General features: G+C 55.7%; 23 protein-coding genes. 16 read left to right on the top strand and 7 right to left on the bottom strand.

Translation table 11 applies throughout. From position 1 onward, the window contains the following. Positions 1-460: 460 nt before the first annotated feature. The 7 genes from APH34_RS29955 (at position 461) to APH34_RS17460 (ending at position 4,246) form a co-directional block, all read left to right on the top strand. Positions 461-856, top strand: coding sequence for a hypothetical protein (locus APH34_RS29955; protein ID WP_231115677.1), 396 nt, complete (start codon positions 461-463; stop codon positions 854-856). Beyond that, positions 853-1,920 (top strand): hypothetical protein, encoded by a 1,068-nt coding sequence (locus APH34_RS29760; protein ID WP_023662036.1) that lies wholly within the window; start codon positions 853-855, stop codon positions 1,918-1,920. Before APH34_RS29955 ends, APH34_RS29760 begins: the two co-directional genes overlap by 4 nt. A gap of 38 nt (positions 1,921-1,958) precedes the next feature. Next, complete coding sequence (locus APH34_RS29260; protein ID WP_155738441.1) at positions 1,959-2,501, top strand: hypothetical protein; 543 nt, start codon at positions 1,959-1,961, stop codon at positions 2,499-2,501. 2 nt (positions 2,502-2,503) lie between these two features. Next, complete coding sequence (locus tag APH34_RS29255; RefSeq protein WP_128637219.1) at positions 2,504-2,731, top strand: hypothetical protein; 228 nt, start codon at positions 2,504-2,506, stop codon at positions 2,729-2,731. Continuing rightward, positions 2,728-2,925: a hypothetical protein gene (locus tag APH34_RS28730; RefSeq protein WP_039614351.1), complete on the top strand. Its 198-nt coding sequence runs from the start codon at positions 2,728-2,730 to the stop codon at positions 2,923-2,925. Before APH34_RS29255 ends, APH34_RS28730 begins: the two co-directional genes overlap by 4 nt. An 8-nt stretch (positions 2,926-2,933) precedes the next feature. Next, on the top strand, positions 2,934-3,320 hold the full coding sequence (locus tag APH34_RS17465; RefSeq protein ID WP_023662039.1) for a hypothetical protein: 387 nt from the start codon (positions 2,934-2,936) through the stop codon (positions 3,318-3,320). Between the two features lie 407 nt (positions 3,321-3,727). Next, a complete protein-coding gene (locus APH34_RS17460) occupies positions 3,728-4,246 on the top strand; it encodes a hypothetical protein (protein WP_039614350.1) in 519 nt (172 codons plus the stop codon). Positions 4,247-4,320: 74 nt separating this feature from the next. Here the strand turns inward: APH34_RS17460 and APH34_RS17455 are convergent, their stop codons facing one another. Then, positions 4,321-4,881: a hypothetical protein gene (locus APH34_RS17455; RefSeq protein ID WP_031324879.1), complete on the bottom strand. Its 561-nt coding sequence runs from the start codon at positions 4,879-4,881 to the stop codon at positions 4,321-4,323. 278 nt (positions 4,882-5,159) lie between these two features. Here APH34_RS17455 and APH34_RS17450 point away from each other — a divergent pair, with 278 nt between their 5' ends. From APH34_RS17450 to APH34_RS29950, 3 genes are all read left to right on the top strand, one after another. Next, complete coding sequence (locus APH34_RS17450) at positions 5,160-5,903, top strand: hypothetical protein (protein ID WP_023662042.1); 744 nt, start codon at positions 5,160-5,162, stop codon at positions 5,901-5,903. 321 nt (positions 5,904-6,224) lie between these two features. After that, on the top strand, positions 6,225-6,599 hold the full coding sequence (locus APH34_RS17445) for a hypothetical protein (protein ID WP_023662043.1): 375 nt from the start codon (positions 6,225-6,227) through the stop codon (positions 6,597-6,599). Between the two features lie 536 nt (positions 6,600-7,135). Continuing rightward, positions 7,136-7,732, top strand: coding sequence for an HNH endonuclease signature motif containing protein (locus tag APH34_RS29950; protein ID WP_231115678.1), 597 nt, complete (start codon positions 7,136-7,138; stop codon positions 7,730-7,732). Between the two features lie 342 nt (positions 7,733-8,074). Here the strand turns inward: APH34_RS29950 and APH34_RS17435 are convergent, their stop codons facing one another. Continuing rightward, positions 8,075-8,500, bottom strand: coding sequence for a hypothetical protein (locus tag APH34_RS17435; protein ID WP_039614349.1), 426 nt, complete (start codon positions 8,498-8,500; stop codon positions 8,075-8,077). Positions 8,501-8,727: 227 nt separating this feature from the next. Beyond that, positions 8,728-9,057, bottom strand: a complete 330-nt coding sequence (locus APH34_RS17430; RefSeq protein WP_023662045.1) for a DUF6388 family protein — start codon at positions 9,055-9,057, stop codon at positions 8,728-8,730. A gap of 278 nt (positions 9,058-9,335) precedes the next feature. Between APH34_RS17430 and APH34_RS17425 the strand changes: the two genes are divergently transcribed. From APH34_RS17425 to APH34_RS17415, 3 genes are all read left to right on the top strand, one after another. Beyond that, entirely contained in the window at positions 9,336-9,566 is a 231-nt protein-coding gene (locus tag APH34_RS17425) for a hypothetical protein (protein ID WP_023662046.1), read from the top strand. A gap of 90 nt (positions 9,567-9,656) precedes the next feature. Beyond that, a complete protein-coding gene (locus APH34_RS17420) occupies positions 9,657-10,127 on the top strand; it encodes a hypothetical protein (RefSeq protein ID WP_023662047.1) in 471 nt (156 codons plus the stop codon). 178 nt (positions 10,128-10,305) lie between these two features. After that, positions 10,306-10,557: a hypothetical protein gene (locus APH34_RS17415; protein WP_023662048.1), complete on the top strand. Its 252-nt coding sequence runs from the start codon at positions 10,306-10,308 to the stop codon at positions 10,555-10,557. A 135-nt stretch (positions 10,558-10,692) separates the two neighbouring features. On the opposite strand, the gene APH34_RS17410 is transcribed toward APH34_RS17415, so the two are convergent. Continuing rightward, positions 10,693-10,974: a hypothetical protein gene (locus tag APH34_RS17410; RefSeq protein ID WP_023662049.1), complete on the bottom strand. Its 282-nt coding sequence runs from the start codon at positions 10,972-10,974 to the stop codon at positions 10,693-10,695. Positions 10,975-11,348: 374 nt separating this feature from the next. Here APH34_RS17410 and APH34_RS17405 point away from each other — a divergent pair, with 374 nt between their 5' ends. Continuing rightward, a complete protein-coding gene (locus APH34_RS17405) occupies positions 11,349-11,633 on the top strand; it encodes a hypothetical protein (RefSeq protein WP_004577594.1) in 285 nt (94 codons plus the stop codon). A gap of 194 nt (positions 11,634-11,827) precedes the next feature. On the opposite strand, the gene APH34_RS17400 is transcribed toward APH34_RS17405, so the two are convergent. The 3 genes from APH34_RS17400 to APH34_RS17390 form a co-directional block, all read right to left on the bottom strand. Then, positions 11,828-12,010: a hypothetical protein gene (locus tag APH34_RS17400; RefSeq protein ID WP_004577593.1), complete on the bottom strand. Its 183-nt coding sequence runs from the start codon at positions 12,008-12,010 to the stop codon at positions 11,828-11,830. A 38-nt stretch (positions 12,011-12,048) separates the two neighbouring features. Further along, positions 12,049-12,234 (bottom strand): hypothetical protein, encoded by a 186-nt coding sequence (locus tag APH34_RS17395; RefSeq protein ID WP_023662050.1) that lies wholly within the window; start codon positions 12,232-12,234, stop codon positions 12,049-12,051. A 128-nt stretch (positions 12,235-12,362) separates the two neighbouring features. After that, complete coding sequence (locus APH34_RS17390; protein WP_039614347.1) at positions 12,363-13,007, bottom strand: hypothetical protein; 645 nt, start codon at positions 13,005-13,007, stop codon at positions 12,363-12,365. A gap of 139 nt (positions 13,008-13,146) precedes the next feature. Between APH34_RS17390 and APH34_RS17385 the strand changes: the two genes are divergently transcribed. Further along, positions 13,147-13,419: a hypothetical protein gene (locus tag APH34_RS17385; RefSeq protein WP_023662056.1), complete on the top strand. Its 273-nt coding sequence runs from the start codon at positions 13,147-13,149 to the stop codon at positions 13,417-13,419. A gap of 262 nt (positions 13,420-13,681) precedes the next feature. Continuing rightward, on the top strand, positions 13,682-13,981 hold the full coding sequence (locus APH34_RS17380) for a hypothetical protein (protein WP_023662057.1): 300 nt from the start codon (positions 13,682-13,684) through the stop codon (positions 13,979-13,981). The last annotated feature ends 36 nt before the right edge of the window (positions 13,982-14,017 follow it).

The following is a 14,017-nucleotide window of genomic DNA, read 5'->3' as shown; positions in this document are numbered from 1 at the left end:
GCCGCGCAGTCGTGGCTTCGCAACTGGGCGATACCGTTATGCTTCCAGAAGCACTTTTAGACGCAGAGCTGTGTTGCCCTGAGTGTCAGCATGAGTTTTATGCAGACTTGGCGTACTGACCGAAGCAAGGGGAAGTACCTTTGTTGCCAGTTCAATCGCCCGCATGTAACGTATGCATACGTGTTATGAATCCATTGAGCATGAGGATGATATGGGTATGGACTGCAGTGCTGAAGCAGCATCAGCCACGAGCCTGACTGTAGAGCGTTCTGTGGTAACAAAGCTAGTCATCACGGGAGCCGTGAACCTTGACCCGATCACAGTTTTCTTGGAAGACCTTGGCGTTAGGGCCTCGCCACAAGATCACAACCCAGACTACATTTCCGGTCAGGGGAATCTGACTATCGCTTGTGCGGGAGAGAGCTGGACAGCCTACTGGGGAGGAATGGGTCAGAGGACAGTGACCCAATTCGTCGCCAAATGCGCTGACGAGTACGTCCTGAATTGCCTGAGCCGCGGCCTGAGCAGCACACGCTTCAGCGCAAAGGCTCTCAGACAGCTTTCAGTGAAGTGCATCATCGATCGCCGGCGGGAGCGCAGTGGTACCGATTGGGAGCTGGGGTATCTCAGCGCAGAGGAAGCCCGTTCGCTGTATAGGCGCCTTGATGAGCTCCGCGATGTTGATTCATTGCGGGAGTGCTGGAACCATTCCGAACTCTTGTCCCTTCTGTTCGGTGATGAGTGGCATTACCCCGTTGACCGCGCAACAGAAGACAATCCGGACTACCTGTACCTGCTCCGGATCGTCCAAGCCGTCCAGCAAGCGCTCACACAACCGGTCGAGGTAGCAGCATGAGTCGTCACGGACAACTGGCTAGCCTGCCGCCCTTCGCTAATCTGGTCATTCGGAAGCTGCAGCGCTTCGACGAGTGCGCCAGCGACGGCCAGGGAGCCGACATCGGTAACCACTGGTTTGATGTGCTCACTAAGCTGGGGTTGCTCAAGCGAGTTCAGCGAAGCCCTGGCCTGTGGGAGTTAACAGACCAAGGGGAGCAGCTGCTGGAGCCGCAATCACAGGCCCTGGGCAGCGAGGATCCAATCCGTGTTGAAGCGGTTGCGGTAACACAAGCGGATGAGGAGGAGGGCCTTCGACTGGAGTGGTTACTGGAAGGGGGCATCGCGGCTCTGGAGCATGCTGGCCAGGTCTTGCTGATTGCCCATGACACGATTACGGACGAGGAGGGTGGAGGTGAGGTCTATCTGAAGGCTCCATCTGTTTCGTCCGCTGAACAACGCGACATGGCCCGGGTGTACGACGTAATCGGCGTGCACCATGGGCAGTCTCTGAGTGTGCTTCTGACAAACTTGGAAAACATCAAGCGCTTCTCGGACTACCTGGGGGCCGTGGAGCGCGAGTTTTTCATGGTTCCAGGTGAACCGTCAGAAGAGGCCGAAGATACAGACGCTGCTGTCGACGACGAGTGCTTGCTGAGCAAGTTCCCGGCGACCAGCGTTGGGCATTACGTTGATCAGTTTCGTGAAGCGCTGGTCACGATCGGGGCCTTGCAGAGGAGCAAGCTCAGTTCGGATGACATTGACGCGCTCAAAGCTGAGTGCGGCTCGTTAAGGGCCCAACTGGCTGAGTTGCCTGCGTATATGGCTGCGCTCGAAAAATACCAGGCTGACGACGGCGAATTCGTCCGCCTGGCTGATGTGCATGCGGCACTGTCCGCCTGCGCTGGTCGGACCGAGGCAACTGGGTATCGCCTGCTGGCGCCAGGCGAGACGATGCAAGCAGATGACCAGTTCTTGGGGGATGACGCTACAACATGGCGCCAGCTGGCCGACTGCCCCGTTTTTATTGGCATGCATTATAAACGCGGGTTGCTACCCGTGCGCCGGGTAGTCCCTCCGGTGTAAGTCGTCGCCTACCTTCACCCGGCTCCGCCGGTTTTTTTTTGTCGATTCTGATCCGCGCCAATGGCCTGGTACTGCTCACCATCCTCCTGCAGCAGGGCGGCGGATCTTCATGCTGGGTGTGGCTCATCCCTCAAGCGTTAGGACAACATCGAGGTAATGCCATGCCCAGTTTTATCGCCATCAAAGCTAACTGTACCGTTCCTGAGGAAACGCATGTCCAAGCCGTGCTGAAGGAGCACGGTCGTACAGGCTTGCTATACCCGCGGATTATCGAAGATGTGCCCCGCTCTGTTCGGCAGTACTTTGAACCTATCCCGTTGGGTTCTGATGCTGTGAGTGTGTTTTCAAACGAAGTAGAGCCGCTATCGGCCCGGAGAGGCGCTGCAGCGTCACTCGGCAAGGCTCTTGAGGGACTTCAAGAATCAGCAGTACGAGGCCCCGTAAGAACGGCTCGCATCAAATGTGAGTTGGCAGCGCAATTTGGCAAGTCACACGGGGAGTTGAGCGACCGTTACTGCGAAGTAAGCGAGCTGCTCCATAAGGGTGGTGTGAATGTTTACTCCGGCAATAAATGGATCTGACAATGAAAAACTGGATGCGCCCACTCTGCATCATGGTATCGCAAGAGCTGCGTGATCTGCCTGTAGGGCTTCCACTGAATGCTACTGCAGACGGCTGGGAAGCACTGGGCCGTGCGATTACTGAAGAGAGCCTCCGTCTGGAGATTAGTGGACTTGTCTACTACCCGCGTTCTGCGACGGCTGCTTTCACGGCGATTAGCTGCGGGAAATCGGACGGAAATACACCATGACCAACTACGACACAGTTAAAACTCACATCGACATGATTCGTGCTGGCGATACAGTTCAACATAACGGCGAATTACGCACCGTTTGCAAATCGGATCTCAAATACGGTGGTTTTATGGGTACTTCACTGTTCGGTGACAGCTATCGATTGGGTACTGTGCCCGTTCAGCTGGTCCGATTCCGTCACGCTGTCTAACGAGAAAAATGAGCGCTCTGCGCTTGATTGGAACCAAGACTAAATTGAGGGGTGAATTTCATATGCAATACAAAGTGTCCTACTTGCTTGGTGACAAAATGCGTGATGCCATTATGGCGCAGAAAGAACTGGATGAATGCCGAACTCGTTGTGAGGTTGTCGAGGCTGTCGCGGTCAGCGATCAGGAGGCAGCTCCCGCGGACTCTAATTCTCAGGACCAAGCGAACGATGATTGGACTGAGTTCACCCACGGCGGCAAGCGTTGGGCGTTCGACTCGGATCAGTTGGCCTTGTGGGAAGAAGAGGAGCAGGATTTTCATTTCCATGCGTACCATGGGCTTGTTGATCCCACCATTGAGTCGGTCACCGGCTTCATTAAACGTCAAGGTTATTGACACTAGCCCCTGTGCACGCCAGCAGCGCTCGGCGTGTCGGGATTCGACATCAAAGCGATACCTACCCGGCTTCGGCCGGGTTTTTTGTGCCCAGTATTTTGGCTACCCAGTTAACGCTCTTGTTGGAGTCGACCCCGTGGTACCAGCCCTATCAAGAGCCGTGTAAACGTGCTTCACTCCCACTCTCGCTGGTCTGCTCACCGAGCACTGGGGTATCGTCGTGATCGGCGAGCCGCAGAGCCTGAGAGTGATGACATCCAAGAGCGCTACCAGGATGCCCGCCTGTACGAACTCCACCCAACCATGATCAGCAACGGAGGCTTGGTTGCGTTCAGCGTTAAGGTGCGTGCTATGTCCGAATTGCGAAAGCTACCCTGGGTGGCTAAGCCGATCTCTAAGGAAAAAATGTGGAACTGACGACCGCTGCGGTAGCAGTCACTGAAACCTCCTACTCAGTCATATGCGAAATGCTCAGGCCCGGGTTTGACAGCCTGACTGGTACCAAAATCGAACTGACGCATGAGCCGAGTGACGGGGAATCTCTGATTGAGGCTCGTTGCAAACAGGATGTGGAGAGTGAACGGAAAACGCTCGTTCTCAGGCTCCATTTCTTACACGGCGCCAGACAGATGCTTATTCCGAATATCTTCATGCCAGAGACGATGAGACATCAGCGTCTTGGCAAGAGGTTAATCGGGGCGTTGTACCAAGTTGCAGTCGCACACGATTACACGCTGTTTGTCGTCGATATGGTTCCATCCTTTTATGATCGGTTGACATTGCGAGGCGCTGTGCCGATCGATCCTGAAACGGTCCAGATCACTGCGACCACGGATCTAATAGGCGATGTCGGAAGCCCAAAGCTCAGTGCCGGTGAAGATGACCAGCACTTCGATATCTTTGCGCTTATGAGAGGTTCGTCTTGAACCTTTTTCTGCTGCATTGGGCACTGCTCTCCAGCGACTCGAACTGAACGGCGGTCAGTTGGCGCAGAGGGTAGTCAGCCCTGACGGTATGGACTGGGCCCTGCGTCATTGCTGGCTTTTATTGCCGGCCACTCTGGGGTGCTCATCACTTCCTGGGTCAGTCGCATGTGCTCCGGTTCCGGTACCAGGTGCTGCCATCTCTGCTGTTCGGCGGACAGGTCATAGCGGCGAAGATCGCGCAGCAGGTGGACACCAGCAGCAGCGAGGCGGGCTTCTGCTTTAGTCCAGAAGCCCTTAGAACTTTTGACCTCATGCACGGTGGCCAATGGCATGCTGTGGACTCGGCTGAGGCACCACAGCGCCGCCATACCGAGGCCTTGGTTGCGGTGACTGCCAAGGACCTGATAGTTGCTGATGTACAGTCGGTCGTTCAGCGGGCTAATACCATAAGCGACGTGGCCGATGCGGAGGCCACGATGCTCGATAGCCGCAGTGATGTTGAGCCCAGGAAACACAAAATGGTCGCGTGCGGACTCGCTGTGCAGGTGCACCAACTGCAAGCCGATCGCCCGCGCATCGAGTCGTGCCGCCTGGCGGCGTTGAAGGAACTCGCGAAATCTCGCAATCAAAGGCATGGTCAGCTCCAAGGGGGCGATACATGTGGGGCAGGGCAGTGCCCATCCTGGACCACGGGTAGATATTGGTGTGCCATTTGACCGCCCTCTGTCAGCGTTCGCATGAAGTGCCAGGGCAGGCATAAATGTCCGCAATCTGCAGTGAGGAATCAACGCCAACTTGTGAGAGATAAGCTGGGCGCCATGGCTCTAAGGTAAAAGTAGAGCGTTGCATGTCGTTGAAAATAGTTGCCCTATAGTTTAATCTTTTCAGCATCCAAACCCCTTAGGAGCCGATCATGGATGTTGCGAATTCGCGTGCTGCTTACATCGAGCAACGCCGGCAGAATGAAGACGAGCGCAAAGCCCGTGCTGCTGAAAAGCTCAAGAATCATCGTTATACGTGTTTGGTGAACCAGGACGACGCAGAGATCTGGCGATGCAAAGCCGAGGGCACTACGGCTTATGCCTTCGACATCATGATGACTCGCTTCGGTATCGCGGTAGTCGGCGATATTGGTCACCTAACGTTCGGTGTCGGTTTGAGCTATGGCATGAAATTCCTGGCCGGCGATGACGTCACCTACTACCTGCACACCAAGCTGAACGAGTCCCACAAGAAGAAGGTGTTCAGCCAGGACCTGTTCCGGCAGGTGTTAGTGTCGTGCATCTGCCGTGAGCTGCACAATGACTGTTCTGAGGCGATTTGGGATACCCTGCCGGCATGGGCGCAGGACTCGGACTTGGTTCGAGGCGCGCACTGGGCTGAATTCCGCGCTCTGACCGCCACGCATCGCCGAGACATGTCGAATGGAGATGATCGCTGGATGCACTGGGACGATCTCTTCGACCAAGCCGAGGATATTGGCTTCACCGAAGAAGCCCATAGCTTCATGAAGGACAACTCCGCGGTGCTGTGCCTGGGAGACGAGTGGTACGAGCATCGCATAACTGAGACGTGCGACAGCCTCTATGCGCAACTGTACATGATCAACCATGCGGCCAAGGCAATCATGTCCCAGACGGATCAGCCTGCGGCTTGAGGGCACCAAGCATGACAACTGTTACCAAAGCACAGCTTGACCTGATCTATCGCAGTACGCACAGCGACTACAAGGGTGTGTCTGCAGATGGTGTTCGTATGATTCTGGTTTGTCGTGGCGCGACTTGTCTTGTCCCTCTGGAGGACCTAACCCCAGAGGAAGTTGCGCAACGCCTTCCGAAACACAAAAAGTAATTAAAGCTTGCTGAAACCAGATCTCTTGTGATCCTGATTCCAGCAGGGCCGAGCATTCCTTTGTAAAAACGCCCGCACAAACGTGTGAGAATGATCCATAGAAAACAGCCAAGGGCGGAAATCGAACATGGTAACCCACTACGAAATTGGCCCGGACCAAGTTGCCTGTGGTCGAAACAATCACAATCTGGTTTCGATCACGAAGCCCAATGGGGTCACCTGCAAAACCTGCCGGTCGACCGAAGCGCATCGTGCAGCACTAGCTGCAGCGCCGGCAGAAATGGCAGAGCCAAAAGCGGCTGTTGGGCTGCAGATCATCAAAAGTATTCGCGCTGCAGTGCGCCACGACGCTGGGCTGCGTCAAAGCAGATTGTCGTGGAAAGAAGCATGGCGGCTGCGACTCACAATGTTGGGGCCGGGTAACCGGCTGCCTCGGGGCTTCGAACAGCAGCCGTTCACCAAGCTGTTCAGACCGCTGCAGGATGAGTTGCCCCAGTACTAGCTTGGCTCGTAGTAAATCACCACCCTGTGCACGCCCCAAGCCCCGGTCTCCCGGGGCTTGTCCATTAAAAGGACCGAGCAGGCCGGTGAGCTATGAGCCAGACTGGACTGCGTCCATGCACTTGAGCAGCCATGATCAGTTGTGAGCTCGAAGGGAGAGTTCCGGTGTCCAAGTCATCACCCCGACAGTTTCGAGGCACTGACAGTCTCGCCGCGGAACAGCGCTCACGCGATGCAGTCAGTCCATTCCTGGAGGCCTGCGGCTTCAGTGTAATTGCAGACCAGCGAATCCCCACTGGCTCAGCATCCCAGCAGCTTGTCACGTTCCTCAACAATGATGGTGAGGAGGTCAAAGCCCGGGTTCGCCTATGCTGGCGCCGAGATGGTCGCAACTCGAATGAGCAGAGATATTCAGCTGCTCAGCTGACGGCCCACCTTCGGCCTGGTGGCTGGGATGCCACATTGGAGCATGTGGTGGGGAGAGACCTAGCCCTTGGCGTCAGTCACAACCTCCTGTTTCAGCGTGAAGGTGAGGTCGTGGTCTATGCCGCCCTGATCCCTACAGATGCGTTGCACCAGATCTGGAATCGGCAGCGGGAGGTGAGCGATGAGCTCTTGCGCATGGGGCTGAAAGGTCGCATCAGGAAGAACCATGCCCAAAACGGAACAAGCCCAACGCTGTGGCTTCAAGATGATCGGTTGCCAGATACCCACCAGGTAGCCGATGTATTGTGGGAATGGCCAGGGGTTGTTGATCTCGCGAAGCTGGCTGTGGCGGGTCAGATACCGCCAGCCCTTGACGACACATTAGACGATTGCCCAGTGCCGGATTATTCGGCTCTAGGGCGTGACCTCGGGGAGAGGGTGAGCACTATCCGGTCACACGTGAAGCGAGATCCTAAGGTGCGACTTGCGGTGCTGGAGCGGGCTCAGTACCGATGTGAAAGATGCGCCGAGAGTCGGACATTCCCCGGCTTCCTGGACGTGCACCACGTGCTGGGTGCGGACGTGTCGGATCGCTTCTACAACTGCGTGGCGCTATGCCCGAACTGCCATCGAGAAGCTCACTATGGTGAGAACCGAGATGAACTGAACGCGCAGCTTTTGGCGTACGCCCTTCAGTTCCGAGCGTGAGCTCACTCTGCCGATGGTCGTGACGCCATTCTAGGACCTCCAATATCAAGCAGGTCCAATCATGAGAGCAGCACCAGAAGCAATTTTTCGGCAGGTGGATGAGGAGCAAGTCGTGTTCTGGGTCTCAGTCGACGGGCGTTCCTATCGAGCGTGGGGCATGTTCAGGGGGCGGCATATCGACGCCCGGGAACGTTCCCGGTCTGCGTCGGTAGAGGGGTGGCTTCGAAAGGCTAATTTCGCTGCAGATAGGTGAGGGCTGGGCAGAGGGGCGCCGGGTGGACGTTATCCGGCGGCCTCATCCCTGACTACGCACTCAGGGGGCGCGACGTGGGGCTGCGCAGCTTAATCGAAGGTGGGTAGCCCGGCATGTTCGATGAACCTTTCCAACACCGCTCGTTCGTCATTCGATGTGCAGGTTCCGCCGTGTGAAGCCTTGCCACGCAGATCGACTTCCCAGCCGGCGTACCAGGCGTCCTCTGGCCCCACATACACCGCCGAACGTCCGTCAGGGAACTGGTCTGCAGTTAGGTCAACGATCAGCGAATTCACCACGAACCACATGTGAGGCTTGCCGTCTCGCATAGCGCTAACGGTTTCCGCTTCCAGGCCCCCAGGTATGCTGTTGAGGTAGTCGCCGAGCAGTTCGGACGTCACCGCGCAGCAGGCATGTGGAAAACCTGCCATGTGCCGCGGGAGAATGCCCAAGGCTTTCTGTTCCTCGATCGATGCGCGAAAGTCATGCGCGATCTTGTGTACGTCAATCACCATGTTGTGAACCATCGTCATGATAGGAGAGAGGTCGCCGCTTCTGAGGCGCCCACAAAAAAGCCCCGGAAAAATCCGAGGCTCTTCACTTTCCTAGCCGTAACGCCATGAAAGGAGCAGCTGAGGTGAAACCACGAAGCGGCTGTTACGAACCGCAACCTGGAATCCCCCGCGCATCGAGCGCCAACTTACCTCACCAGAGAATCCGGTTCAACGAAATATCGTTTGGACTACTCAGTAATTCGGTTGAGGTCCTTGTACTCTTCCCAGGATGACCCAAGCGCTTCAGCCATTTGGCGATGGCGCTCGATCCGCCATTCTTGAGCTTGCTGAGGAGATTGGGCGACCAGATGAATGACAAATTCATCCAGCTCAACGCCCCGCTTCTTAGCCGCCTCGGCGAATACCTGCAACCGTTGCTGGCTACGATATTCCTCTACCGTCATCCCACTGCCCTTGATCACCTCTGCGCTGACCGCCTCAATCTCTCTCATAGCCTGCGGGTTCTCAGCAAAGAACTTGTCGCGAGCTGCGGTGTACCGGTCTTCGAAGGTCAGCATGCCACTCTCCCTGTTTTGTGAGTTATACGCTGCGAGCCATCGGATGGCGCAGGTGCGTAATTGGAGCGCAAGTTTACCGTGAAATGGAGTCATAGGTGACGGCCACCCGGTGTCACCGGGGGCAAAAACAGAACGGGTACCTGGCCCCATTCCGCCAACATGGAATGCCCGCTATTGGCTGTGGGAAATCCGTTGTCGCCAGTTACACTTCATACTGAACCACAACCTAACCAGGTCGAAGATAGGCGTACGGTACGCGCCAACAACGGGAGAACGAGATGAGCGGAGACGAGCAATACAGCCAGCTTGATCAGGATCTGGATGCTTTCGGCGATAAATGGTCAGTCGAGAACTCGATCATTTGGTGCCAAGAGTGTCAGTCCAGTCAGGCTGTAGATCAAGCAGCTGATGCATTCGTCCATAGGGCGGGATGTTCGAACGAGACGGAAAATGCTCAGCATCCTTGGCATGAGCTCAAAGCCCTGCTGCGAGATCTGCCCCATCTTTGAAAACAAGACAGGTAGGCAACTTCGACCTCTGTGCCGGCCAGATGCTGGGGTCGAAGGCATCTAATGTGATTTTGGTGTGTGAAGGATTTCATGAAAGCAATTGTCCTCGCAGCTATGGCTGCACTAGCGGTTAATGCCTCGGCGGCAGAGTCAATCGTCATTAGTACTGAGCTTACTCGCAATGGCGATATTGTAGATGCTTATAGCGTGACAACTCAAAGTGGTGTCCGAAAGGCTTACAGAAATATTGAGTACAAGAAGTACAGGAAGCTAATCAATCCGAATAAGGCGCGACTTGCTAATCTGGAGCTCGGCTCCACCGCTTATTTCACGCCTTATGTTGCTAGTGATGGAACTGTCCGCTTAACAATGGACGTTAACTACGTGCACTTGGCGGATATGGGGACCGACAAAGCTGGTGGTCTTGTTGTTGACTATCCTCGGACTGATGGTTACAGGCTTTCTATAACTGATGTGATTCCTAGCGGTGGAAAGCGCGAATATAAAGACAACGATAATGGTGACGAATACGTATACACCGTTTCAGTTGATAAACAATGAGTTTGTGCACTACCCGCACCCATGCTAAGTAAGCTTCATCGTCTGGCTGCTGACTTCCCTGCTACGGGAAGCTCACTGACGAGAATGGGAGGCCGCCGTGTGGGGTGGCGCTGAGCCAGGGATTGGCTGGAGCTCCAAGTCATCGCATACTGTTTTTATATCCAGTACAGGAGGCAGCATGTTGTGGGATGATGAACCTTTGCCGGAGGTTCCTGCCGATATTCTAGCCCGGGTTGGTCAAGGCACCGACTCGGGTGATATCGGCGACCGCGAGCGTTCTGCGTTGCAGTGGGTAATCGCTATCAACCAGCGGCTTTACCGCCGAGCCTGGGAGCTTGAGCGAAAGGTAGAGGAGCTGGAGGCGCATGGGCAGGCCATGAGGGAGCAAATTGTGGGGGCTGGTACAACTTACGCGACGGCTGGGATATGAGCCTTCGACCAAGCAGCCGCGTTTAGTAGCCTATCCCTGTTGTGAGCGTGGTCGCTCAACGCGCCATGCCTGGCGCACTCAAAAAAATACCCTGGCCTGAGGCCAGGGTATGGTGGAGCGTTTTCCTCAAAATGCTCAGCTCAGCATGTCACTCTGGATGATGTAGATCTCAGGAAGATCATCCGCGTTTGGGGCGTCGTTCTGCAACACTTCACAGTCTCGAAGCTCCCGTTTGAAGGTCTCCTGAGCTATGGCCTCATCATCTGCCAGCACCAGATAGGCAGTGTCGTCGTCATCACCACAAACTCGACCTGTTATGAGCCAGGCATTCCGGCCAGTTCCGATGAAGTGTTTTCGCTCAACCGCAACATGGGTTGTGCTGGTCAGATGTGGCGCTAGTGCTTGCTCAGTTGTCATGATGGATTCCTCATGGGTATGCATGGTCCTGAGTAATGCGTCACAGTAATTGCTACGCCTTGCAGCCTGATCAAGTCATCATCAGCACTCGTACCGGAGGCGGTTTTAGGTATTGGCGCTAGCCGGCTATGGTCCGAATCTGGCCCGGGCTACTGGGTATCACTGAAAATGAACTTGAAGTGGTTTCGAGGGCCGTGGCTGAAGTTCCGCTCGCTCGAAGTTGAAGTGATGGGGGGCGGCTTTTGAGCCAGGCTGCATCGGGGCACCGTACGGGCTTGAGTTCGCGCACGCTCTGGGGGTTTCCTTGATAGGCACAAGTGCCTAGAATGCAGCTATTAGGCACATGTGCCTATTCTCAACCGTTTGGAGGTAAGATGGACGACGAAGGGCGTGAAGCCAACCGGCAAGCGTTTCTGGCGCTGCTGAAAAAGTATGACGTCAAACAACGCGAGAGCGCGATGCTCATCAACGCCGTCACCAAGCGGCCTTGCTCCGATCGCGCTGTTCGATCCTGGCTCAACGATCCGACCAAGAAATCTTCCCGGCCTTGCCCAACCTGGGCGGTGAATGCGCTTCGAGACGGGATCGTGTACATGCAACAGTTGATGGAGCGTCGAAAGCAGGCTGCAAAGCTCGACACTGAAGAGGCACAGGCCTAGATAGGCACGTGTGCCTATTTTCATGCCAGTAGGCACACGTGCCTACCTTTGCTTGGCGGCCGTATAACGCCGCACAGTAAGCTTCCCTAAGCCCGAAGATATGGGCGACCCGGCTCAGTCTGTAGGAAGCATAACGAAAAAAGCCCCCAGCAAGCCGGGGGCGGTGGTGCATGCTCAAACCTCATAGCTGAGGCTCAGTCATACGGGGTTTTCGCCGTGGGAGGCAGGCCACGCTCTGAGCGGAATTCCTTGGCCATTTCAGCACGACGCATGTCGGAGAGGATGTCGAACTCGCGCTCGTATTCTGGATTGACGCTGCCTGTAACTGCGTAGGCAGCTTCGACCTTCTGTGCTTGTGCTTCGATTGCGTTGGTCATGGTGTTCTTCCCATAGGTTAGATAGATGAGGTGAGGGATCAGTCTGCTTCAGGCAATCGTTCATTCAGTTCCTTGAGCGTCTGGTCATACTGCTCAACCAGGTCGCTGTATTCCTTCGACTCCCAGGGTTCAAGGCCGCCGGCGGATAGGACTTGCAAGCAATAGTCTTTCTGTCCTTGGACGGACCGGATCTGGTCCGCGATCAGGTGTTGATAGTGGTTCATGGTGACTCCACGGAGCTTGGTTGGCGGTGTACCTGGTGATGGCGCACATGAACTACGAAGCTGGGTAATAAAAACCCCGGGCGAGCCCGGGGTGTGGTGGTGCGTTTGCCTAAGTGAGCCTGAGAGTGTTATGCGCCATCAGCGGCTTGGTCTCGATGGCGAAGCAGGCGTACCGCATAGGTGTCGCTGATTACGTCGTCAACTTCGGCCGCGAATCGGCTGGCGCCCGATTCAACAACTTCGGGCGACCAGTCAGGAGTGAATCGCGCAGTTGTTGTGCTCAGTACGTTATTGCCCTCGCTGTAGTACTGAGCGATCAGGCGTCTGGCACCTTCATCTCCGGCTTCGAGAAAGGCGATCGCCTCCTTGATGCCAACCGCAGTTCGGTACTCTTTTTTGGCCACTGCTGATGTGCAGTTAAAGCTCAGCCCATCAACGATCAGCCAGCCCATAGCACCCAACCGATCAGCGATGAGTGTTTTCAGTGCGTCGTTTTCGACACCTGTAGCCTCAGTCGGGGCCTGCTCACTTGGTAGGTGTTTTGCGTCGATCCGCTTCGCCAGGTCCTCGGTCACGACGAAATGCGTGTCGCCAAGGGTACGCACAATTCCTCGCCCCCGAATTGGTGATGCCAGGCGATCGAGGAGGGGCCTGGTGTCGCGGATTTCTACGCCCTCTCCAGTTTCTGCGATGCGTACGACGCATGCCATTTCGACGACGGTTCGTGCTAGCTCTGGGGTCAAGCAGGTCGATACTTTCACGAGTGTTGCCATGGGTTTTCTCCTGAGGAATTAAACATCGTCCTCAGGGATGAATTACATGGTGGAACAAGGTCGCTGGCACCCATTACACGCGTGCGTGAACCATCCCCATGGGCAAGTTCAACCAGATTTCCCTTCTGAGGAGTGCCCCATGAGCAGCACCAAAACAGTCCCTGTCGCCGATTACCGTCGCGCTTTCGATCGTCTTTTTCGTAAGGTGAATGACTACCATGCCTGCTGCAGCGCCGATGAGGTAACCAATTGGAAAGAGGTTGCCCAGCGAGTGCTGGCCGAGGTGTCGAACATCTCGTGCTCACGTGCAAAGCCCGATGATCTTGAAAACATGGCCAAAGCGATTGGGAAGATTCAGGGCTACCTGGCGGCCGCGGACGCGCGTATTAAGGCTTACAGCCGCGAGGCGTGATTCTTTCCAGCGGCCATCGCATGGCCTGGCACCGGGTCTGGCACCTAACGCTACACCACCCCGTACTGCTCAAGCAGTCCGGGGTTTTTTACGCCTACGCTCACGCTCAATTAGGCTGCCAGAACTGATTGAGGGCCTTATTGCAGCGGCGGTTCATTGTGCTGGCGCCGAGCCCGGGGCCGCTTGCCGCTTAGAACCGCTTATCAGGTGTTGTTGGCCATCTCCCAGGACACGGTCAACCTGATACTTGAGGAGCAATCCAATGCAAACCATGCCCGAGACTATCGCTTTGCTACGCAACAGAGCGCCAATTTCTGTAGGTGCCAGCCAGTTCAACGGAAAGCCAGTTTTCAAAGCCTACTCGAAGAGCGAGGACCGCTACTATGAGCTGAGGGGAGACGCTTCAACTGGCGATCACTACGCCGCATTGGTTGCTGAGTATGGCGACGTGATCAGCAAGCTCGCCGAAGATCATGATGTCGAGCAATGCACCCGCTGCTTCGCCGATCTTGAGGTTTTCCAGGTAGGTCTTTGCGACGATTGCCAGGCCTTAGCCCTTTGAACCGACAACGCTAGACCCACCCGGCCATAGGCCGGG

The sequence above is a fragment of the Pseudomonas sp. NBRC 111131 genome, assembly GCF_001320525.1.
GTDB lineage: Bacteria > Pseudomonadota > Gammaproteobacteria > Pseudomonadales > Pseudomonadaceae > Aquipseudomonas > Aquipseudomonas ceruminis.
The sequence above is the reverse complement of the archived record's forward strand: the minus strand, read 5'-3'. Positions and strand labels throughout refer to the sequence as shown.